This window comes from Flavobacterium sp., from assembly GCF_035299005.1.
Taxonomy (GTDB): domain Bacteria; phylum Bacteroidota; class Bacteroidia; order Flavobacteriales; family Flavobacteriaceae; genus Flavobacterium.
Genome location: NZ_DATGXL010000001.1, coordinates 38,206 through 59,523 on the forward strand (window position 1 = coordinate 38,206; position 21,318 = coordinate 59,523).

A 21,318-nucleotide genomic window follows, 5' to 3' on the forward strand; every position below is an offset into this window, starting at 1 on the left:
AATTTTTGTAGATTTTGTTCTACACGTGCAGAAATAAAAAAAATCCTCATGAATTACATGAGGATTTAAAATTATTTTTTAGCAGATTCTTTTACTTTTTTAGCACCTTCCTCGACTTTTTCAGCGCCTTTGGCTACAATTTCTTTTGCTTTTTCGCCTACTTTTGATGAGTCTAGTACTTTCTTTGCTTTTACTTTTGCAGAATCTGCAGCTTGTTTTATATCAGCACCTACTGCTTTTGAAGCTTCTTTTACTTTTTCTTTAGTTTCTTCTTTACAAGACATTACTAATGCAGCAATGGCAAGTGATAAAATTATTTTTTTCATATTAAATATTTTTAGTTTCTAGGATTAACACAAAATAAATGCCAAAATAGTATCTTGGTTATTCAAGATTAGGCGGAAATAGTCGTTACTTCTTTGTTGATTTTATTTACTAAACCTACTAATACTTTTCCTGGTCCAACTTCTGTAAAGCTTGAAGCGCCATCAGCAATCATTTGATTTACAGATTGCGTCCATTTTACAGGAGCAGTTAATTGAATAATTAAGTTTTTCTTGATTTCATTTGCATCTGAAACTGCACTTGCAGTTACATTTTGATACACAGGGCAAATGGGAGTTGAAAAAGTAGTTGCTTCAATAGCTGCAGCCAATTCTTCTCTTGCTGGTTCCATCATAGGTGAATGAAAAGCTCCTCCAACAGGTAAAATTAATGCACGTTTTGCACCAGCTTCTTTCATTTTTTCGCAGGCTAATTCTACTGCTTTATATTCTCCAGAAATAACTAATTGTCCCGGACAGTTATAGTTAGCTGCCACCACAACGCCATCGATAGAAGCACATATATCTTCCACAATATTGTCGTCTAAATTTAAAACAGCTGCCATAGTTGAAGGTTTTATTTCACAAGCTTTTTGCATTGCTATAGCTCTTTGAGAAACCAGTTTTAATCCATCTTCAAAAGATAATGCACCATTTGCAACTAAAGCAGAAAATTCTCCTAATGAATGTCCTGCAACCATTTCTGGTTTGAAATCTTCTAATGTTTTGGCTAAAATTACTGAATGTAAAAAAACGGCTGGTTGTGTGACCTTAGTTTCTTTTAGTTCTTCAGCTGTTCCTTCAAACATAATATCAGTAATTCGAAAACCTAATATTTCGTTAGCTTTTTCAAATAATTCTTTGGCTACAGCTGAATTTTCATATAAATCTTTGCCCATTCCAGTAAATTGTGCTCCTTGTCCTGGGAATACGTATGCTTTCATAAATTTAGTTTAAAAGTTTAAATTATTGTTTAATAGTCGTAATTCAACATTAAAACAATAACAAAAATAGTGTTTTTTGTAAATATATAATTTTAGAATAATTTTTCTTTTATTTTTTTCCAACGATATTTTCTGAAAAATTTAGCTTGATCATTGTTAACAAATAAAGGCTTTCCAGATGATTTTGCTTTCCAAAAACCCATTAAATAATCGATAAATAGTAATGGCTTTCCTTTGCGCATGGCTAGTTTTAATGATGAAATTGTAGTAATGAGAAATCCATAACCTAAACTATAAAACGCTTCGCCTTGTTTATATCTTGCCGCTTTGTTGTAACTGGCTCCTGTAGGTTTTAGGTGTTTTACATGTAAACTTTCATCTGTAACTACTTTCCAATTATAGAATTTACTCAACAATTCATCAACGGTGTCCCATCCCATTGCAGGTTTTAAGCCTCCAATTTGTTTGAAAGTTTCTTTTCGATATGCTTTTAAAGCACCGCGGATGTGGTCTTTATCGGTTAAGTTTTCTAATATCCAATCGTTGTTTTTCTCGATGTAGCAAAAACCGCCCACCATGCCAATTGTTTCATCAGATTTGAAATGGTTAATGATAGTTTCGAAATAATTTGCTGGAAAAATTAAATCAGCATCAACCTTTACAATGATATCATAATTATCATCAATGTGTTTTTCTCCTTCATGAAATGCTTGAATTACTTTGCTTCCAGGTAAATGAATTGCATCCGATTTTTTGTTTACTAAAGTGATAAAAGGATGTTTTTCGGCGAAAGTTAAAACAATTTCTGGAGTTTTATCAGTTGAATTGTCATTCACTACCACAACTTTTGAAGGCAAAACGGTTTGTTCTACCAAAGATTGTAAAGTCAATGCCATAAATTCTTCTTCGTTGTAGGCAGGAATTATGATGTAGTATTTCATTAGATAAAATCTGCTTTTCTGTGTTGTTTTATCTTTTTTGTCTTTCAGCGTAAACCAAATAATATCTTGGTGTAAAACATCTTAACAAAGGTCTAAATCCAATCTTTTTTACAGGGTGAGTAAATTTTGTGCTATCAATAATTTTAAACCCTGTTTTTTCTAACAACCAGTCTAACTGCCAATCTTCAAATTCATGATAATGCCTATCCCACATATCTGTTTTGCTTCTATAAGCTGGAGAAAACCATAAACGAAGAGGAATTGAAATTAAAATTTTATCCGCCTTTACACTTTGTAAAACAGTGTAAGGATTTAATAGATGCTCAAAAATTTCAAAAGCTGTAAAAACAGAATAATCTTCTGCTTGTAATGCAGATTGATTGTTGTCAACATCTTCTCCTTTAGTATTGATTACTTTGTAATTGTTTTCCACCATAATTTTAGAAAAAGGATTTGGAACTCCTAAATCTAATATGGTTTCGTTTGTAGAAATATGTTTTTTTAGAAAATCTAAAGTAATATTGAATCGCTTGCTAGGATATGTTTTTTCGTACATTGTAATGAAAATTGGTGTACAAATTTACTTTTTTCTTCCAACTTCCAACTTCCAACTTCCAACTTTTTTACATCTGATAGACAATAGCATTAATATTCATACCCGAACCTACTGAAGCAAATACAATAACATCTCCTTTTTCTAGGGTTTGATTTTCTAATTGACCTTTAATCATTAAATCAAAAAGTGTTGGAACAGTAGCTACACTTGAATTTCCTAATTTATGAATACTCATTGGCATAACACCTTCTGGAGGAGTTTGCTTATATTGTTTAAAAAAGCGATGAATAATAGCTTCATCCATTTTTTCATTGGCTTGATGAATCAATACTTTTTTTACTTTACTAATATCTACGCCGCTTTTTTCGATGCATGCAGCCATTGCTTTTGGTACTTGGCTTAATGCAAACTCATAAATTTTTCTACCGTGCATTTTAATATAACGCACATCAGGATCATGGTCTTTATTAAATGAATTTCCGAAGAATAAATAATAAGCTTCGTCATATGTAAAAGTAGCTGTTTCATGTGCTAACATTCCACCTTCTTCTTCTGTTGCTTCAACTATTGTTGCTCCAGCTCCATCAGAATAAATCATAGAATCTCTATCGTGTATATCGACTACTCTTGACAGAGTTTCAGCACCTATAACTAAGCATTTTTTTGCCATACCAGCTTTAATAAATGCATAAGCCTGGATTACTCCTTCAACCCATCCAGGACAACCAAAAAGTATATCATATGCTACACATTTTGGGTTTTTAATTCGTAAATGATGTTTTACACGAGTTGCTAAACTAGGTAAAATATCAGATTGAATAGCTCCTTTTTTTACATCACCAAAGTTGTGTGCAAGTATAATATAATCTAAAGTTTCTGGATCTATTTTAGCATCTTCAATAGCTTTTTTTGCCGCAATAAAAGCAATGTCAGACGTGCATAAATCATCTGACACATATTTTCGTTCTCTAATTCCTGTAATTTCTAAAAATTTTTCAGCAACAACATCATTTGGATAAGGAAAAGGAGTTCCATCATCGTTTAAAAATGAGTGTTTTGCAAAATCGACATTGGATATTGTTTCAGTTGGAATATAACTTCCAGAACCAGTTATTTTTATATTCATAACATTTGGGTTAGTGTAACGAAATTATTAATTATTTCTTAACATAAGATAAAAACAACGGAATTATTTGGAGTAATTATCGAATCGTCAATTTATAGTTAAAAAATTACGAAATTGACTTTTTTATTGCTTTTTTATGTAAATTTTATTTCCATTATAGTTGCCATGCTTAAGGCTTGTGTTTTCATTTGCTCTGCTTTTTTACCTACAAAATATGCATCTATGGTTGTATAAAAATAATTTAACCAAATAGTATAATGTTCTTTTGTAAAAGCCGATTTTTCATGTACTTCTTTGTGAATTGAAAACATATTGTTATAATAACCACCTTTTAAAAATAAGGATTGCTCCCAAAATGTAACCAATGTTTCAAAATGAGCTTCTAAATGCTGGTCAACTGTTGTTATTTTAGTGAAGAAAAAATTAATTGCATCATCGGCTAATAGTTTGTCATAAAACTTTTGCATGATCAATAAAATGTCTTCTCTTGTTTCTATATCATTCATTTACTTGAGAATAAAATTCAAATTTACAATTTTCTATAGTGTGTATTATTGATAAATATCATTTTAAAACAAAAGGTTTCAAGTTATAAACTTGAAACCTTTTTTATAGTTTTTCTAATTTTAATTATAAATTACATATATGCTTCGATAGGAGCACATGAACAAACTAAATTTCTATCTCCATATGCTTCATCAACACGACGAACTGTTGGCCAGAATTTGTTTTCTGTTATATATGCTAATGGGAATGCAGCTTGTTCTCTAGTATAAGGATAAATCCATTCATCAGCTGTTACCATTGCTAAAGTATGAGGTGCATTTTTCAATATATTTTGAGTGTCTTCTTTTGATGAAGCAGTAATTTCTTTACGAATCGAAATTAAAGCATCGCAAAAACGATCTAATTCTGCTAAATCTTCTGATTCTGTTGGTTCAATCATTAAAGTTCCAGCCACAGGGAAAGATACAGTAGGAGCGTGGAATCCATAATCCATTAAGCGTTTTGCAATATCAGTGACTTTAATGCCGTTATCTTCAAATGCGCGACAATCTAAAATCATTTCGTGTGCGGCACGTCCCATTTCACCAGAATATAAAACAGGATAATGTTCTTGTAAACGTGCTTTCATGTAATTTGCATTTAGAATAGCGTATTTTGTTGCATTTGTTAGTCCTTCTGCACCTAACATACAGATATAGCCATAAGAAATTAAACAAACTAAAGCTGATCCGTATGGAGCTGAAGAAATCGCTGTAATAGCTTTGTCTCCACCAACTTTTACTACTGGATTTGTTGGTAAAAACGGAACTAATTTATCGTTCACACAAATTGGTCCAACACCAGGTCCTCCTCCTCCGTGAGGAATAGCGAAAGTTTTGTGTAAGTTTAAGTGACAAACATCGGCACCAATTGTTGCTGGATTTGTTAATCCAACTTGGGCATTCATATTTGCACCATCCATATATACTAATCCACCATTTTCGTGAATAATGTTTGTAATTTCAATTATTGAGCTTTCAAAAACGCCATGAGTTGATGGGTAAGTTACCATTAAGCAAGATAATTTATCTTTAAACTCAATAGCTCTAGCTCTTAAATCTTCAACATCAATATTTCCTTCTGGAGTTGTTTTTGTTACGATTATGTCCATTCCTGCCATAGCTGCTGATGCTGGATTTGTTCCATGAGCTGAGGAAGGAATTAAACAAACAGTTCTGTGATTGTCTCCACGAGATTGATGATATGCCCGAATGGCCATTAAACCTGCATATTCACCTTGTGCGCCAGAATTTGGTTGTAATGTTGTACCTGTAAAACCAGTAACCACATTTAATTGTTGCTCTAATTTTTTAAGCATTGTAATATAGCCTTCAGCTTGTTCAACAGGAGCAAAAGGGTGAATGCTGTTCCAGTTTGCCATTGATAAAGGTAGCATTTCGGCAGCAGCATTTAATTTCATCGTACAAGAACCTAAAGAAATCATCGAATGATTTAATGATAAATCTTTGCGCTCTAATTTTTTGATATAACGCATCAATTGGCTTTCAGAATGATGATTATTAAATACATCATGTTGTAAGAAAGTTGATTTTCTTACTAAGTTTTCAGGAACCATTACTTCATTAGCTAATTGACTAATTGTAATTTTTTCTTTTCCAGTAGCTTCAGCAAAAATGGCAATGATTTGGTTGATGTCGTTTACAGAAGTTGTTTCGTTAAATGAAATCGAAACCGTTTCTGCATCTGGATAGAAGAAGTTTACTTCATTTTTCTCAGCAATTGCTTTTACCTTGTTAGCATCAGCTTTTACTAAAATTGTATCAAAGAAAGCAGAATTTGTTTGGTAAATACCTAATTTATTTAAAGCTTCTGCTATTGTTGTTGCAGAAGCATGTACTTTATCAGCAATATATTGTAATCCTTTTGGTCCGTGATATACAGCATACATTCCAGCCATAACTGCTAGTAAAACTTGAGCAGTACAAATGTTTGAAGTTGCTTTTTCACGTTTAATATGTTGCTCACGAGTACCTAATGCCATACGCAATGCACGATTTCCGTTTGCGTCAATAGAAACTCCAATAATTCTTCCAGGCATTGAGCGTTTATATTCCTCTTTAGTTGCAAAATATCCGGCGTGAGGACCACCATAGCCCATTGGAATACCAAAACGTTGTGTTGTTCCCACTACAACATCAGCACCCATTTCACCTGGAGGAGTTAATTTTACTAATGATAAAATATCCGCAGCAACGGCAACTTTAATTTCGTTTGTTTTTGCTTTTGCAATAAAACCAGCATAGTCATAAACTTGACCATATTTTCCTGGATATTGTAAAATAGCTCCAAAATAGTCACTTGAGAAATCAAAAGTTTCATGATTTCCAACAACTAACTCAATTCCAAAAGGTGTAGCACGCGTTTGTAATACGGAAAGAGTTTGTGGTAAAATTTCTTCAGAAACAAAAAATTTGTTAACGTTATTTTTTTTCTGATCACGAGAACGAACATCTAACAATAGCGCCATTGCTTCAGCAGCAGCAGTTCCTTCGTCTAATAATGATGCATTTGCAATTTCCATTCCAGTTAGTTCTATAACTGTGGTTTGGAAATTTAAAATCGCTTCTAAACGGCCTTGTGCAATTTCTGCTTGGTATGGTGTGTAAGCAGTGTACCATCCTGGATTTTCAAAAATATTTCTTTGAATTACTGCAGGAACAATTGCTGGATGATAACCTAAGCCAATATAGGATTTGAAAACTTTATTTTTTCGTCCTAATTCTTGAATATGATTTAAATATTCATATTCTGTCATTGGGGCTTCTAAATTTAAATCGTTTTTTAAACGAATATCATCAGGAATAGTTTCAAAAATTAATTGGTCCAAAGAGTCTACACCAATGGTTTTAAACATGTGATTTAAGTCTGTTTCACGTGGACCTAAATGTCTCAAAGCGAATGCGTCTGTTCTCATTTATTAATAAAATGTATAAGTGTTTTTATGTGTTGTTTTGGACAACAAAAGTAATTATTAATCTTGTAATAATTTGCTTTTAAATTGTGAAATTTTGTGATTTTATCAACTAAAACAGTATCTTATTAACAGATTGATTAATTTTGTTGAATGATGCTTTTTAAGAAAATAATTGACTTTTATGTTGATAGCAGTATTCATGTGGCATTAGCTGCTTATGCTTTTATTAGAATGACGATGTTGCTATTAAACATTTCTTATGATGAGTCTGTTGCTTGTTTTGGGTTTTATGGAACTATTACAGCGTATAATTGTATTAAATATTTTCTTTTTTTTATTCAAAGAGAAGCGCAAATAACAATAAAATTAAAATTAATTTTTGTAATAAGTCTAATTTCATGTTCAGCATCGATTTATTATTATTTTCAATTAGAGACTATTTCTAAATTGTTATCTTTATTTGCTTTTTGTATTGCTTTGATTTATGGATTCTCTCTTTTTGGAGGATTAAAAGCAGCCCGAAATTGGATTGGTTTTAAAGTTTTTTTAGTTGTTTTTAGTTGGACAATAATTACTTTTTTACTTCCTGTAGTTAACGCAAAACTCGAATTTACTCAAGGATTGTTTCTATGTGGAATACAACGTTTTGTTTTAATTTATGCGTTAATGTGTGTTTTTGAAATTGTAGATTTACAATTTGATGCGATTTCATTGCAAACGATTCCTCAGCGAATAGGCGTAAAGCAAACAAAATTAGTAGGATTTACTTATTTGATACTATACTTGATTTTAGAGTTTTTTAAGACAAATCAATTCATTTTGATTGATTTATTTTTTGTTGGATTAATTGGAACTTTTATTTGTTTTTCAAGCAGAAATAGGTCTAAATATTATTCAAATTTCTGGGTAGAAAGCATTCCAATATTTTGGTGGCTAATCCTATTGTTGTTTGTTTCTGATCTTATTTTCCCATTTCCAAGCAGAAGCTAATGCATCTTCTAGAGATAATGTTGTTTTCCAACCAAGAATTGAATTCGCTTTTTCAGTATTAGCATAGGCTTCAGTAATGTCGCCTTCACGTCTGCCTACGATCTGATAATTTAATTTTTGACCTGAAACTTTTTCGAAAGCCTTGATTACTTCCAAAACTGAACTTCCTTTTCCTGTTCCTAAGTTAAATGTTTCAACTTTATCAGTATTTTGTTTGTTGAGTAAACGTTTTAATGCAACAACGTGTGCTTTTGCTAAATCAACAACGTGAATATAATCTCTTACAGCAGTTCCATCGATTGTTGGGTAGTTATTTCCAAAAACAGATAATTTTTCTCTTAATCCGAAAGCAGTTTGTGTAATGAAAGGCACCAAATTTTGAGGAACTCCTAATGGTAATTCACCTATTTCGGCTGAATCATGAGCGCCAATTGGGTTAAAGTAACGTAATAAAATAGAATTAATATTATTGACTTTTGCAACATCGGTAATAATTTCTTCTCCAATTTGTTTGGTATTTCCATACGGCGACATAGCTTTTTGTATAGGCGCATTTTCTGTAATTGGCATTTTTTCGGCTTGGCCATATACAGTACAAGACGAACTGAAAATAAAATGTGATTCTGGTTTTTTTTGCAATTCCTGCAGTAAATATACTAATGAATTGATGTTATTTTCATAGTACAACAAAGGATTTTCAACACTTTCTCCAACCGCTTTCGAAGCTGCAAAATGAATTACTCCAGCGATATCTTGGTGTTTTTTAAAGAAATCTTGAATAGCAAATTTATCTCGCAAGTCGATATTTTCAAACAAAAGTTTTTTCTCAGTGATGCGTTCAATGCCATCCAAAACATCAATTGATGAATTGGAAAGATTATCAATTACTACGACTTCAAAGCCTTCATTTTGTAATTCGACAACTGTGTGTGAACCTATAAATCCTAAACCACCTGTAACCAGTATTTTCATTTTTTTTCTTGAGAAAATAGAATAAAGAATAAGAAAATAGAATTAAGACTATATCGATTCTATTTCCTCACTCTTAGTTATTAGTTAAACAAATTCTAAAACAGAATCTGTGATAAATTTAATTTGTTCGTCATCTAATTCTGTGTGCATTGGCAATGCGATTACCTCTTTTACCAATTGATTAGTAACGGGAAAATCCTCTTCTTTATATCTTGAATCAGCATATGCTTTTTGACTGTGTAACGGAATAGGATAATATATTGCACAAGGAATTCCTTTAGCTTGCAAATGTTCTAATAAACCATCACGTTTTCCGTTCAAAATTCGGATTACATATTGATGAAACACATGGCAATCGCATGATTCACAAATGGTTGGTGCCCAAATGTTTGAATTTTGCGCTAAAGCCAAACTATATTTTCTAGCTGCATCTTGACGCGCTTTGTTATAAGTGTCTAAATGCGGTAATTTTGCTTTCAAAACACCTGCTTGGATACTATCTAAACGAGAATTTACGCCTACTACATCGTGATGGTATCTTTCATACATTCCATGGTTGACAATTCCTCTGATTTTATGAGCTAATGCATCATCATTAGTGAAAATTGCACCTCCATCTCCATAACACCCTAGATTTTTTGATGGAAAAAATGAAGTTGCAGCAACATGTCCAATTGTCCCAACTTTCTTTTTAGAACCATCTTTTGAAGTGTAATCAGCACCAATAGCTTGTGCATTGTCTTCAATAACATATAAATCATGTTCACGAGCAATTTCTATAATTGCATCCATGTTAGCTGCACGACCAAACAAATGTACTGGAACAATAGCTTTAGTTTTTGGTGTAATTGCTTTACGAATTCCGTCTAGCGAAATATTCATGTTATTCATATCTACATCTACTAAAACGGGAGTCAATTGCAACAAAGCAATCACTTCTACCGTAGCAGCAAAAGTGAAATCAGCAGTAATTACTTCATCACCTGGCTGTAAATCCAATCCCATCATGGCAATTTGTAAGGCATCGGTTCCATTTGCGCATGGGATAACGTGTTTTACACCTAAATACTTTTCTAAATCAGACTGAAATTGGTGAACCAAAGGACCGTTTATATATGTATTTGTGTCTAAAACTTCTTGGATAGAAGCATTTACTTCTTCTTTTATTTTTTCGTATTGACTTTTTAAGTCAACCATTTGTAATTTTCTCATGATTGAAATTTTCTGTTTGCAAAATTACTAATTATCTTTTGATGTGGTTTTTTTTCTGTTTAAAAAATAATAGACTAAACCAACTATTATTGTACCTATTAAAGTGGATATTATAGCTTTGCTATCTAGCTGTTCTTCAAATAAATATTTTTTTATTCCTAGATTTACGATGAAAAATACACTTACAAAAATCCCCATTTTTATTGAAAACAATTTCATATTTTTTTTATTTGATGAAACAATCGTACTTTTATAACCTTAAATATTGGCATGAATCAAATATATAATTTAATTGTAATTCTAGCTTCACAATTGCTAAAAATTATTGCGCTTTTTAGTCCTAAAATGAAACTTTTTGTAGATGGACGAAATACTGTCTTTCAATCCTTGGAAAATAAAATTCAAGCGACTGATAAAACAATTTGGTTTCATGCAGCATCTTTGGGGGAGTATGAACAGGGTTTGCCTGTAATCGAAGCCATCAAACAACAGTACCCAAGTCATAAAATTGTAGTTACTTTTTTTTCGCCTTCAGGGTATGAGGTGCGAAAAAGCAATACTGTTGCAGCTATTACGGTTTATTTACCTCTAGATACTATTTCCAATGCAAAACAATTTTTAAAAGTAGTTCATCCAGAAATGGCATTTTTTATTAAGTATGAATATTGGCCAAACTATTTAAACGAGCTTAAGAAAAAACAAATAAAAACATATCTGATTTCAGGAATTTTAAGAGAAAACCAGGCGTTTTTCAAATGGTATGGAGGGTTTTATAAAAATGCTTTAAATACATTTGATTACTTTTTTGTGCAGAATGAAAGTTCAAAAACACTATTGCAAAACATTGGGTTTACAAATGTTAAAGTTTCTGGAGATACACGTTTTGATAGAGTAGTTTCCATTTTGGAGCGCGATAACGCATTAGATTTTATTGAACAATTTAAAGGTAATAAAACTACAATCGTCATAGGAAGTTCTTGGCCTAAAGATGAAGAGTTGTTAATTAGCTATATTAATAATAGCACTGAAGATGTAAAATTTATTATAGCGCCGCACAATATTAAAGCTGAGCAAATACAAGAGCTAAAAAATGCAATTACAAGAAATACAATTTTGTTTTCTGAAAAGGATAATTTTGATGTATCAAATTATTCCGTTTTCATCATTGATACTATCGGAATTTTAACCAAAATTTATTCGTACGCCGATATTGCGTATGTAGGTGGAGGTTTTGGAAATCCTGGCGTACACAACATTTTAGAACCAGCAACTTTTGGGGTTCCAGTGATTATCGGACCAAATTACTCTCATTTTGCTGAAGCTACGGCATTGGTAAATATGGGAGGTTGTATTGTTATACAAAATCAAATCCAGATGAATGAAGCATTTGATCTTTTACTTCAAAACGAAGATGAACGATTTGAGAAAGGACACATTTGTAGCACTTTTGTTCAAATGAATAAAGGAGCTACACAAGCGGTAATGGGATATTTAATTAAATAATGATAACTTTTAAAGCAATAGAGATTAAAGATATTTTTATCATTATTGATATGATGAAAGATTTTTATGCTATTGATGATTACCCAATAGATGTTGAAATCTCGAAAACTTTGTTTCAAGAATTTATCAAACATAATAATTTAGGGAGTGCGTGGTTGGTTCATCACAATGGCGATGTAGCAGGTTATGTAATTTTGACTTATGTTTTTAGTTTCGAATACCAAGGAAAAATTGCATTTATTGATGAATTATATGTGAAAGAAATATACCGTGGAAAAGGTGTTGGAAAAGCTATATTGCAATATATTCAACAACAAGCACAAGTTAATGATTTAAAATTATTGTATTTAGAAGTTGAAAATCACAATGAAAGTGCTGAAAAATTATATTTGAGTAACAACTTTGTAATTCATAACCGAAAATTAATGAAATACAAAGTTGTTAAATAGTTGATATTTACCCATTAATCACAATTCGTTGTTCCACTTGTGCTTGACTTGCTTTTCGTTTTCCTCTAAAGAAAAAATATAAGTTTAAGAATAACATTATTCCCAAATAAATTGAAAATCCACCAATTTTGTAACTCAGTTTTTCAATTAGCACTTGGTAAGTGTCATCATACATATTCATTTCTAAAATCATAAGAGCAAAACCTAAATTCAACAAATAAAATCCGGTTTCGAATAGTTTGTTGGTGGCGTTGGCGATTTCTTCTCGACCTTTAAAAATATCCAACATATAAATTTTACTGTTTTTGAAAAGTGTTTTTGAAACATAGTAGGTTAAAAATAAAGCAATTGGAAGATAAATTGCATAACCGATTAAAATTTTTGTAGTTTCCATAATAAGAGTGTTTAAATTAATTTTTTGATGTAATTTGTTAATAAAATAATGTTGATGTAATGCATCACGGCAATCGCAATAATAATGAAAGCCGATTTTGAAGTAATCACTTCGATGAGTTGCGTGATACTTTCAATTTGTTCCCAAGAAATTATCGTCATCGCACAATACCCAATGTTTAGTAAATAATAACCCACCAAGAGCAATTGATTAATTTTATGACACAAGTCTTCATGATTTGGAATCAATTGTGAAACGAATATGTTTCCATTGTCGTAGCAAATTCTTCCAACCTTCACAATGATAATGCCTGTGATGCTGAAATAGATGAGATAGGCGATGATGTTGAGGTTCATGATATTTCTTTTTGTGAATAAATGATGATTGAAATATAGATGCAAAGTACCAAAGGTGTAAAAATCAATGGCCATGTCAGAGCATCGATGTAGTTTATGTTCACGTTATAATACCACAAACTAAAAAATGTGGCTACTAGTAGAAAATATATTTTTATGTGAATATTTTCTTTATGGTTTTTCCAGAAGAAGATTCCAACAATAATTTGTAGTAAACCTGTTAGCATAGTTGAATAGGCTGCAAAATATAAACTGATTGGTTCAACAATTCCCAAAACTCCAAGGAATAATGGAATTATCATTGCAATTGAATTAGTTAATTTTAAATTTTCCATATTATCTATTGTTTTAAACTTTCAGAAATAATTGAAAGTTATGATTAAATTTTTTTACTTCATGATTTTAACAACCAATTTTGCCAACCAATTGTCTTTGTATTCTGTAATTTTATCCAAAACGTTATCTGCTTTTAATACAAAATCGTATAATTTTGTGGTTTGATCTACGAAATGTTTTTCCGCTTCGGTTCCGTCAGATTTGATGGTCGAAACTTCTTTTAAAACTTTTAAAGCGGGTTTTATTTCGCGTTTGCTTCTTTCTCTCGAAATTTTTACGGCTAGTTCGTCTAAATCTTTTTCGGCAGTGAAAAACTCACGTCTTTCTCCTGCTTTGTATTCTTTATAGACGATTCCCCAATCCATTAAAGCTCTTAAATTCATAGAAGCATTTCCGCGCGAAATTTGCAATTCTTCCATAATGTCTTCCATAGAAACAGGTTCGTGCGAAACCATCAATAACGCATGAATCTGTGCCATGGTTTTGTTAATGCCCCATTGAGAACCTAAAGCTCCCCAAGTTTGTACGAATTTATTTTTTGCTTCTTTGAATTCCATGAGACAAATGTACAACAAAGTTTTTAAAGTTTCAAAAAAAAATGAAAGCTTATTATTTTGATTGTAAAAATTTAATATTGGTGAATATAATCACTGAAAAATATATAAATTCGGTGAATATAATCACTGAAAAATATATAAATTTGGTGAATATAAATAAATTATATAAATTTGTTTAAAATTTAAGGCATGATTTTTAGGGATTTAGCAGCTAATTTGGAAGCAAAATTACACAAAGGAAAAGTTATTGTGTTAATTGGCCCAAGACAAGTAGGAAAAACAACTTTAATTAATTCCATTTTAAAAGATAAAGAGTATTTGTTTTTGGATGGGGATGATAATACTGTAACCGAAACTTTAGCTACTGCTAATACAGAAATTTTGAAAAGTATTATTGGTAATCATAAATATATTTTTATTGATGAGGTGCAACGCATTCCTAATATTGGACTGAAGTTGAAAATTATAGTAGATCAAATAAAAGATGTGCAAGTTATTGTTAGCGGATCTTCTTCTTTAGATATTAATAATGTTATGCAAGAGCCATTAACAGGTAGAAAATTCGAGTTTCATATGTTTCCCGTTTCATGGAAGGAATTTGAAAGTAGTGTGGGCTACATGAAGGCACAACAACAACTTGAAATTCGATTATTGTACGGAATGTATCCAGATGTTATCAATAATTTTGGTAATGAATATGAAATCTTGAAAAACTTGGTTTCGAGTTATTTGTACAAAGATATTTTAGCTTTGGCAAGTATTAGAAAATCAGAAGTTTTAGAGAAAATATTACGTGCTCTTGCTATGCAAGTGGGAAGTGAAGTTAGCTATAACGAAATTGCTCAATTGGTTGGAGTTGATAAAAACACTGTAAATAATTATATTGATTTGTTGGAAAAAAGCTTTGTTATTTTCCGTTTGACAAGTTTTTCAAAGAATATTAGAAACGAAATTAAAGCCAATAAAAAAATATACTTTTATGATAATGGTGTACTGAATATGCTAATTGGTAATTTCAATTCTTTTGAATTTAGACAAGATAAAGGAGCATTATGGGAAAATTTTTTAGTTTCTGAACGAATGAAACAATTGTCTTATACTCAAAGTTTAGCAAAACCTTATTTTTGGAGGACTACAACTCAACAAGAAATTGACTATATCGAAGTTGATATGGATGAGGTAAGTGCTTATGAATTCAAATGGGCAACCACTAAAAAAGCGAAATTACCCAAATCTTTTTCGGATGCTTATAATCCAAGTTTTTTGGTGGTGAATAAAGATAATTTTAGAGAGTTTTTGAAGTGATTAATCCTGACAGGTTTTTGAAACCTGTCAGGTTTGATATTTTACAAAAGCCCCGCCCTTTTCAACAAAGCCTCTACTTTCGGTTCCTGACCTCTGAATTTTTTATACAATTCCATTGGTAATTCGGTGCCACCTTTTGAAAGCACGTTGTCTTTGAATTTGGTTGCGACTTCTTTATTGAAAATCCCTTTTTCTTGGAAATATGCAAATGCATCGGCATCTAAAACTTCTGCCCATTTATAGCTGTAATATCCCGAAGAATAACCGCCTTGGAAAATATGCGAAAACGAAGTACTCATACAATTTTCTGCTACATCTGGATATAATGATGCGATTTCCATTGCTTGTTTTTCAAAAGCTTTTACATCGTCAATAGTTTGCGATTTTCCGTGATACGTCATGTCTAATATACCGAAGCTTAATTGTCTTAAAGTAGCCATTCCTTCTAAGAAACTCGCACTTTCTTTGATTTTTTCTACATAATCTTGCGGAATAATTTCACCTGTTTCGTAATGTTTGGCAAATAAAGCCAATGCTTCAGGCTCGTAACACCAGTTTTCCATTACCTGACTTGGTAATTCCACAAAATCCCAATACACCGAAGTTCCTGATAAACTTGGATAAGTTGTATTCGCTAACATGCCGTGTAAAGCGTGTCCAAATTCGTGAAACAATGTTGTTACTTCGTTAAAAGTCAATAATGAAGGTTTTGTTTCGGTTGGTGGTGTGAAATTACAAACAATAGAAACATGAGGTCTTTCGTTGATTCCATCCTTAATATATTGTGGTTTGTAAGAAGTCATCCAAGCTCCGTTTCGTTTTCCTTTTCTCGGGAAGAAATCCGAATAGAAAATGGCTATTAATTTTCCTTCGAAATCTAAAACTTCAAAAGTTTGCACATCTTCATGATACTTATCAATATCGAAAACTTCTTTGAATGTAATTCCGAATAACTTTTCAGCAATGGTGAAAGCACCGTTCAATACATTTTCTAATTTAAAATACGGTTTCAACAACTCATCATCCAAACTGAATAATTTTTGTTTCAATTTTTCTGAATAATACGCGCCATCCCATTTTTCTAATTGGTCAATTCCGTCTAGTTCTTTGGCGAAAGCAGTTAATTCAGCAAATTCTTTTTGAGCTGCTGGTTTTGCCTTTTCCAATAAATCATTCAAAAACGATTGTACTTTTTCTGGATTTTGCGCCATTCGTTCTTCCAAAACAAAATGTGAATGCGATTGATAACCTAATAAATTTGCACGTTTGTGACGTAATTCAACAATTCGTTTTACGTTTTCTTTATTATCGAATTCATTATTTTGAAACGATTTTTTTCCTGCAGCGATGGCGATTTCTTTACGTAATTCACGATTTTCAACATAAGTTACAAAAGGCAAATAACTTGGAAAGTCTAAAGTGAAAATCCAACCTTCTAATTTTTTTGATTTTGCTAAACTGGCCGCCATTTCTTTAGCACCATCAGGTAAACCTTTTAAATCAGCTTCATTTGTAATATGTAATTGATAGTTGTTGGTTTCAGCCAAAACATTTTCACCATAAGTAAGTTTTAGTTTAGCTAATTCGGTATCAATTTCACGTAATTTTAATTTGTCTTCTTCATTAAGCAAAGCACCATTTCTTGAAAAACCTTTGAATTTTTTATCCAGTAAAGTCGCTTGTTCAGTAGTTAGGTTCAGAGAGTCTTTTTGATCATAAACGGCTTTAACTCTTTTGAATAAATCTTCGTTTAAGGCAATATCATTACTAAATTCGGTCAATAATGGAGAAACTTCTTGAGCAATTTTTTGCATTTCGTCGCAAGTTTCAGCAGAATTCAAATTAAAGAAAATAGATGACAAGCGATCTAGCGGTTCACCTGAATAATCTAAAGCTTCTATGGTATTTTGAAAAGTAGGTGCTTCAATATTGTTAGTAAGGATGTTAATTTCAGTTTTTGCTAATGCAATAGTTTTTTCAAAAGCCACTTTATAATCTGAAAGTTTTATCTTACAAAAAGGAGCTGTATTGTGTTTTGTTGTAAATTTTTTTAAAAAAAGTTCCATAAAAATTTGTTTTTATCGATAAAGTGTATAATTTTGTCGACGAAATGAAGATGAAAATCCCTTTTTCCCCCGAATCAAGAGAGAGTAGAATTTTTTTATAGTTGTCACTTAATTGTGAGTAGAAATCCCGAATTAGTAATAATACGGGATTTTCTGTTTTTATTTTAATCCTTCCGAAGCTTTAATTACCGCTTGTTTTAATCCTTCTTTGTAGGCTATGATTTTATCTAATACACATTTATCAGAGCTTCCTATAATTTGTGCAGCTAAGATTCCTGCATTTTTAGCCCCGTTTAGCGCTACAGTTGCTACAGGAACACCTCCAGGCATTTGTAAAATAGATAAAACTGAATCCCATCCATCAATAGAATTGCTTGATTTTACAGGAACACCAATTACAGGAAGTGGCGACATTGAAGCAACCATTCCAGGTAAATGAGCCGCACCACCAGCACCAGCAATAATTACTGAAATACCTCTTTCGTGTGCATTTTTACTGAAATCAAATAGTTTTTCAGGTGTTCTGTGTGCCGAAATAATATCTACTTCGGTTTCAATATCAAATCCTTTTAATATGTCGATGGCTTCTTGCATTACCGGCATATCCGAAATGCTGCCCATTATGATGGCTACTTTGCTCATAAATTTTATTTAAAGATTGAAAAATTTAAAGATTGAAAATTCGCTTTGACAAAAAACTTTCAATCATTAAATCTTTTAATTATTCAATTGTTATACTAATTACTCTAATGCTATTTTTCACTTCTTCCGCAATTCTTCTTGCTTCTGTCATGTTTTCATTTACAATGGTAACGTGTCCCATTTTTCGGAAAGGTCTTGTTTCTCTTTTTCCGTAAATATGTGGTGTTACGCCGTCGATTGCCATGATTTTTTCTATGTTTTCGTAAACTACTTGTCCAGAATACCCTTCTTCACCTACCAAATTTACCATAATTCCGGCAACTTTACTATCAGTGTTTCCTAAAGGTAAGTTTAAAATCGCACGTAAATGATTTTCAAATTGAGATGTATAACTCGCTTCAATGGAATAATGTCCAGAATTGTGTGGGCGAGGAGCGACTTCGTTTACTAAAATTTCATCGTCTGCTGTTTGGAACATCTCAACTGCTAATAATCCAACATGATGAAAAGCTTCTGAAACTTTTAAGGCAACTTCGATAGCTTTTTGTGCTACTTTTTCATCAATACGTGCTGGACAAATTACATATTCTACTTGATTCGCTTCGGGGTGAAATTCCATTTCTACTACTGGATATGTTTTAACTTCACCAGAAACAGAGCGAGCCACAATTACGGCTAATTCATTTTTAAACGGAACCATTTCTTCAGCAATGCATTCTACATCGGGTAGTTTTATCAAGTCTAATGCAGAACGACATATTTTAACGCCATTTCCATCGTAGCCAAATTGCGCACATTTCCAAACAAACGGGAATTCTAATTCGTCTTTTGCGATGGCATTTTTTAAATCATTCAAATCAACAAAGCGTTGATGTGATGATGTTGGAATATTGTTTGCAACATAATAGTCTTTTTGTTTCCCTTTATTTTGAATTAAACGTAAGGTTTTTGGCGAAGGGTAAATCGGTAAGCCTTCTTCTTCCAATTGGTCTAAAGCATCTAAATTTACATTTTCAATTTCGATTGTTAGTAAGTTGACCATTTTACCAAATTGGTAAACCGTGTCAAAATCCATCAAGCTACCTTTGTAAAATCCGTTGCAACTGTATCGTGCTGGAGCTTCTTCGTTCGGTTCTAATACTAAAGTTTGGATATCGAATTTTCGAGTTTCGGTCAAAAGCATTTTTCCTAATTGACCGCCGCCTAAAATTCCTAATTTAAAATCAGAAGAAAAATAATTCATTTTGTAGTAGTTGTTGTTTGCGCAAAGATAAACAATTGCAAATTATTTTAATCGCTTCAAGATATCTTTCGCTGCAAAGCAATAGCCTGCGGTTTGTTGGCTAAGATCGCGTGAAAGTAAAATTTTTAATTCTTCATTTACCCACGAATGTTTTTTACCAAGTTCAAAAAGACTTCGCATAGTATAAGCAGCATTAGCGGCTTTGTTTGTTGAAATTAGCCAGTCTAAATTAGTTTCAATAATTTTTTCTTCTTGAAATGTAGTTAACTTAATTGTTTTTGATTTGGATAAAAACAAACAAATTTTTGATACAGAACGAATGGCAGAATCGGAAGTATAATCGGGTAGTTTGTTACAAAACGCTTCAATAAATGGAATGAATAATGTTAGTTGTTCTTCACAAATTAATTCTAAAATCCAACACGCTTTGTGGTGGTTTTTGTCTTTGGTCATTAATGCAATTTCAACTAAATCTTTTAAATAGTCTGGATGATCAAAAACAAAGTTTTTAATATCGTCTCTGCATTTTCTGTGTGCGGTGCTTTCGGCTATTTCGTTGTAAAAATCTAGATTCATTTGGTAAATATATCAAATTTGCAAAAAAGTTAAAATACTTTATTTGAAATCCTTATGAGTTTAGTAAATTTGTTGTTTATTTCTAAAAAGTAACCTAAAGTGATACAACTACACGATAAAAAGTTTGAAGTTTTTATTTCTGGAGAAGAAATTAACTTTGCCATTGAAAATATGGCCAAACAAATTGAAGATGATTTTTTTGATGATGTCCCTGTTTTTATTGGAGTTTTGAACGGCTCTTTCATGGTGGTTTCAGATTTGTTAAAAAAATACAATCAGCCTTGCGAAGTTTCATTCGTTAAAATGGCTTCTTATGAAGGAACGCAAACTACCAATGAGGTAAAACAACTAATTGGTGTGAATCAAAATTTAGAAGGTCGTTCCGTAATTATTGTGGAGGATATTGTAGATACTGGAAATACTATCGAAGAATTAAAGGCAATTTTAAAAGAACACAATGTAAAACATTTTAAAATAGCAACCTTGTTTTTAAAGCCTGAAGCCTACAAAAAAGATATTAAATTGGATTATGTAGGAATCAGAATTCCAAATAAATTTATCGTGGGCTATGGTTTAGACTACGATGGTTTAGGAAGAAACTTAAAAGACGTATATCAATTATCAGAAAACTAACTATTACATTAACATAACTAACAATGATTAATATCGTATTATTTGGAAAGCCAGGAGCTGGAAAAGGAACACAAGCCGAATTTTTAAAAGACAAATACAATTTAGTACATTTATCTACAGGAGATATTTTTAGATTTAATATAAAAAATGACACCGAATTAGGAAGATTAGCTAAAACATTCATGGATAAAGGGGATTTAGTTCCAGATGCTGTAACTATTCAAATGTTGCAAAGTGAAGTTGATAAAAACCCACAAGCAGCTGGTTTTTTATTTGATGGTTTTCCAAGAACTATTGCACAAGCAGAGGCTTTAGATGCTTTTTTAGCAAGTAAAGAAGAAAAAATTACTGCAACTGTGGCTTTAGAAGCAAATGATGAAATTTTAATACAGCGTTTGTTAGAAAGAGGAAAAACTTCTGGTAGACCTGATGATCAAGATGAAGAAAAAATCAGAAATCGTTATGACGAATACAATCAAAAAACTGCTCCTTTAATGGATTATTATAAAGGTCAAAATAAGTTTTATGCAGTAGATGGTATTGGTTCAATACAAGAAGTAACCGAAAGATTGAGCGAAGTTTTAGATCAATTATAAGCTGAAAATTAAGCTGCTAAGATAAATTTCGAGCATTCAATTTTTTTTTAGATATTTGCAAACAGAAAAGGAGCTATTTCCGAAATTCGGGATGTATGCTCTTTTTTTGTAATTTTA

23 protein-coding genes are annotated in these 21,318 nt (G+C 31.7%); 6 read left to right on the forward strand and 17 right to left on the reverse strand.

Going from position 1 to position 21,318, the window contains the following annotated elements:
• Positions 1–71: 71 nt before the first annotated feature.
• The 7 genes from VK164_RS00180 to gcvP all read right to left on the reverse strand — a co-directional run bounded on the left by VK164_RS00180 (position 72) and on the right by gcvP (position 7,371).
• Positions 72–326, reverse strand: coding sequence for a hypothetical protein (locus VK164_RS00180; RefSeq protein ID WP_324207428.1), 255 nt, complete (start codon positions 324–326; stop codon positions 72–74).
• Between the two features lie 68 nt (positions 327–394).
• Positions 395–1,267, reverse strand: coding sequence for an ACP S-malonyltransferase (gene fabD / locus VK164_RS00185; protein ID WP_324207429.1), 873 nt, complete (start codon positions 1,265–1,267; stop codon positions 395–397).
• A gap of 92 nt (positions 1,268–1,359) precedes the next feature.
• Entirely contained in the window at positions 1,360–2,208 is an 849-nt protein-coding gene (locus tag VK164_RS00190; protein ID WP_324207430.1) for a glycosyltransferase family A protein, read from the reverse strand.
• A gap of 28 nt (positions 2,209–2,236) precedes the next feature.
• On the reverse strand, positions 2,237–2,764 hold the full coding sequence (locus VK164_RS00195; protein WP_324207431.1) for a methyltransferase: 528 nt from the start codon (positions 2,762–2,764) through the stop codon (positions 2,237–2,239).
• Between the two features lie 67 nt (positions 2,765–2,831).
• A complete protein-coding gene (locus VK164_RS00200; protein WP_324207432.1) occupies positions 2,832–3,890 on the reverse strand; it encodes a ketoacyl-ACP synthase III in 1,059 nt (352 codons plus the stop codon).
• Positions 3,891–4,024: 134 nt separating this feature from the next.
• On the reverse strand, positions 4,025–4,396 hold the full coding sequence (locus tag VK164_RS00205; protein ID WP_324207433.1) for a group III truncated hemoglobin: 372 nt from the start codon (positions 4,394–4,396) through the stop codon (positions 4,025–4,027).
• Positions 4,397–4,527: 131 nt separating this feature from the next.
• Entirely contained in the window at positions 4,528–7,371 is a 2,844-nt protein-coding gene (gcvP, locus tag VK164_RS00210; RefSeq protein WP_324207434.1) for an aminomethyl-transferring glycine dehydrogenase, read from the reverse strand.
• A 150-nt stretch (positions 7,372–7,521) separates the two neighbouring features.
• Here gcvP and VK164_RS00215 point away from each other — a divergent pair, with 150 nt between their 5' ends.
• Complete coding sequence (locus tag VK164_RS00215) at positions 7,522–8,361, forward strand: hypothetical protein (RefSeq protein ID WP_324207435.1); 840 nt, start codon at positions 7,522–7,524, stop codon at positions 8,359–8,361.
• Here the strand turns inward: VK164_RS00215 and galE are convergent.
• Together galE and VK164_RS00225 are read right to left on the reverse strand one after the other, a co-directional pair.
• On the reverse strand, positions 8,311–9,333 hold the full coding sequence (galE, locus tag VK164_RS00220; RefSeq protein ID WP_324207436.1) for a UDP-glucose 4-epimerase GalE: 1,023 nt from the start codon (positions 9,331–9,333) through the stop codon (positions 8,311–8,313). The genes VK164_RS00215 and galE overlap by 51 nt on opposite strands.
• Before the next feature lie 84 nt (positions 9,334–9,417).
• Positions 9,418–10,545 (reverse strand): DegT/DnrJ/EryC1/StrS family aminotransferase, encoded by a 1,128-nt coding sequence (locus VK164_RS00225; protein WP_324207437.1) that lies wholly within the window; start codon positions 10,543–10,545, stop codon positions 9,418–9,420.
• Positions 10,546–10,815: 270 nt separating this feature from the next.
• On the opposite strand from VK164_RS00225, the gene VK164_RS00230 reads away from it, so the two are divergent.
• Positions 10,816–12,048 (forward strand): 3-deoxy-D-manno-octulosonic acid transferase, encoded by a 1,233-nt coding sequence (locus VK164_RS00230; protein ID WP_324207438.1) that lies wholly within the window; start codon positions 10,816–10,818, stop codon positions 12,046–12,048.
• On the forward strand, positions 12,048–12,497 hold the full coding sequence (locus VK164_RS00235) for a GNAT family N-acetyltransferase (RefSeq protein WP_324207439.1): 450 nt from the start codon (positions 12,048–12,050) through the stop codon (positions 12,495–12,497). Before VK164_RS00230 ends, VK164_RS00235 begins: the two co-directional genes overlap by 1 nt.
• A gap of 7 nt (positions 12,498–12,504) precedes the next feature.
• Here VK164_RS00235 and VK164_RS00240 read toward each other — a convergent pair whose 3' ends face one another.
• Genes VK164_RS00240 through VK164_RS00255 form a run of 4 tightly spaced genes read right to left on the reverse strand, consistent with a single transcriptional unit; the run spans position 12,505 to position 14,140 of the window.
• Positions 12,505–12,891 (reverse strand): hypothetical protein, encoded by a 387-nt coding sequence (locus tag VK164_RS00240; RefSeq protein WP_324207440.1) that lies wholly within the window; start codon positions 12,889–12,891, stop codon positions 12,505–12,507.
• 11 nt (positions 12,892–12,902) lie between these two features.
• Positions 12,903–13,247 (reverse strand): hypothetical protein, encoded by a 345-nt coding sequence (locus VK164_RS00245; protein WP_324207441.1) that lies wholly within the window; start codon positions 13,245–13,247, stop codon positions 12,903–12,905.
• Entirely contained in the window at positions 13,244–13,582 is a 339-nt protein-coding gene (locus VK164_RS00250; RefSeq protein WP_324207442.1) for a hypothetical protein, read from the reverse strand. The genes VK164_RS00245 and VK164_RS00250 overlap by 4 nt, the downstream gene beginning before the upstream one ends.
• Positions 13,583–13,636: 54 nt before the next feature.
• On the reverse strand, positions 13,637–14,140 hold the full coding sequence (locus VK164_RS00255; RefSeq protein WP_026725674.1) for a GbsR/MarR family transcriptional regulator: 504 nt from the start codon (positions 14,138–14,140) through the stop codon (positions 13,637–13,639).
• Positions 14,141–14,329: 189 nt separating this feature from the next.
• Here VK164_RS00255 and VK164_RS00260 point away from each other — a divergent pair, with 189 nt between their 5' ends.
• A complete protein-coding gene (locus VK164_RS00260) occupies positions 14,330–15,445 on the forward strand; it encodes an ATP-binding protein (protein ID WP_324207443.1) in 1,116 nt (371 codons plus the stop codon).
• Between the two features lie 41 nt (positions 15,446–15,486).
• Here the strand turns inward: VK164_RS00260 and VK164_RS00265 are convergent, their stop codons facing one another.
• The 4 genes from VK164_RS00265 to VK164_RS00280 form a co-directional block, all read right to left on the reverse strand.
• Entirely contained in the window at positions 15,487–17,511 is a 2,025-nt protein-coding gene (locus VK164_RS00265; RefSeq protein ID WP_324207444.1) for a M3 family metallopeptidase, read from the reverse strand.
• A 159-nt stretch (positions 17,512–17,670) separates the two neighbouring features.
• Positions 17,671–18,153, reverse strand: coding sequence for a 5-(carboxyamino)imidazole ribonucleotide mutase (gene purE / locus VK164_RS00270; protein ID WP_324207445.1), 483 nt, complete (start codon positions 18,151–18,153; stop codon positions 17,671–17,673).
• Positions 18,154–18,232: 79 nt separating this feature from the next.
• On the reverse strand, positions 18,233–19,396 hold the full coding sequence (locus tag VK164_RS00275) for a 5-(carboxyamino)imidazole ribonucleotide synthase (protein ID WP_324207446.1): 1,164 nt from the start codon (positions 19,394–19,396) through the stop codon (positions 18,233–18,235).
• A 42-nt stretch (positions 19,397–19,438) separates the two neighbouring features.
• The gene (locus VK164_RS00280; protein ID WP_324207447.1) at positions 19,439–19,972 is read right to left on the reverse strand and encodes a hypothetical protein; all 534 of its coding nucleotides are present in this window, start codon (positions 19,970–19,972) and stop codon (positions 19,439–19,441) included.
• Between the two features lie 99 nt (positions 19,973–20,071).
• On the opposite strand from VK164_RS00280, the gene hpt reads away from it, so the two are divergent.
• Together hpt and VK164_RS00290 are read left to right on the forward strand one after the other, a co-directional pair.
• Positions 20,072–20,605 carry a hypoxanthine phosphoribosyltransferase gene (gene hpt, locus VK164_RS00285; RefSeq protein WP_324207448.1) on the forward strand — a complete coding sequence of 178 codons (534 nt, stop codon included), beginning with the start codon at positions 20,072–20,074 and terminating at the stop codon, positions 20,603–20,605.
• 23 nt (positions 20,606–20,628) lie between these two features.
• Entirely contained in the window at positions 20,629–21,201 is a 573-nt protein-coding gene (locus VK164_RS00290) for an adenylate kinase (protein ID WP_324207449.1), read from the forward strand.
• Positions 21,202–21,318: the final 117 nt, after the last annotated feature.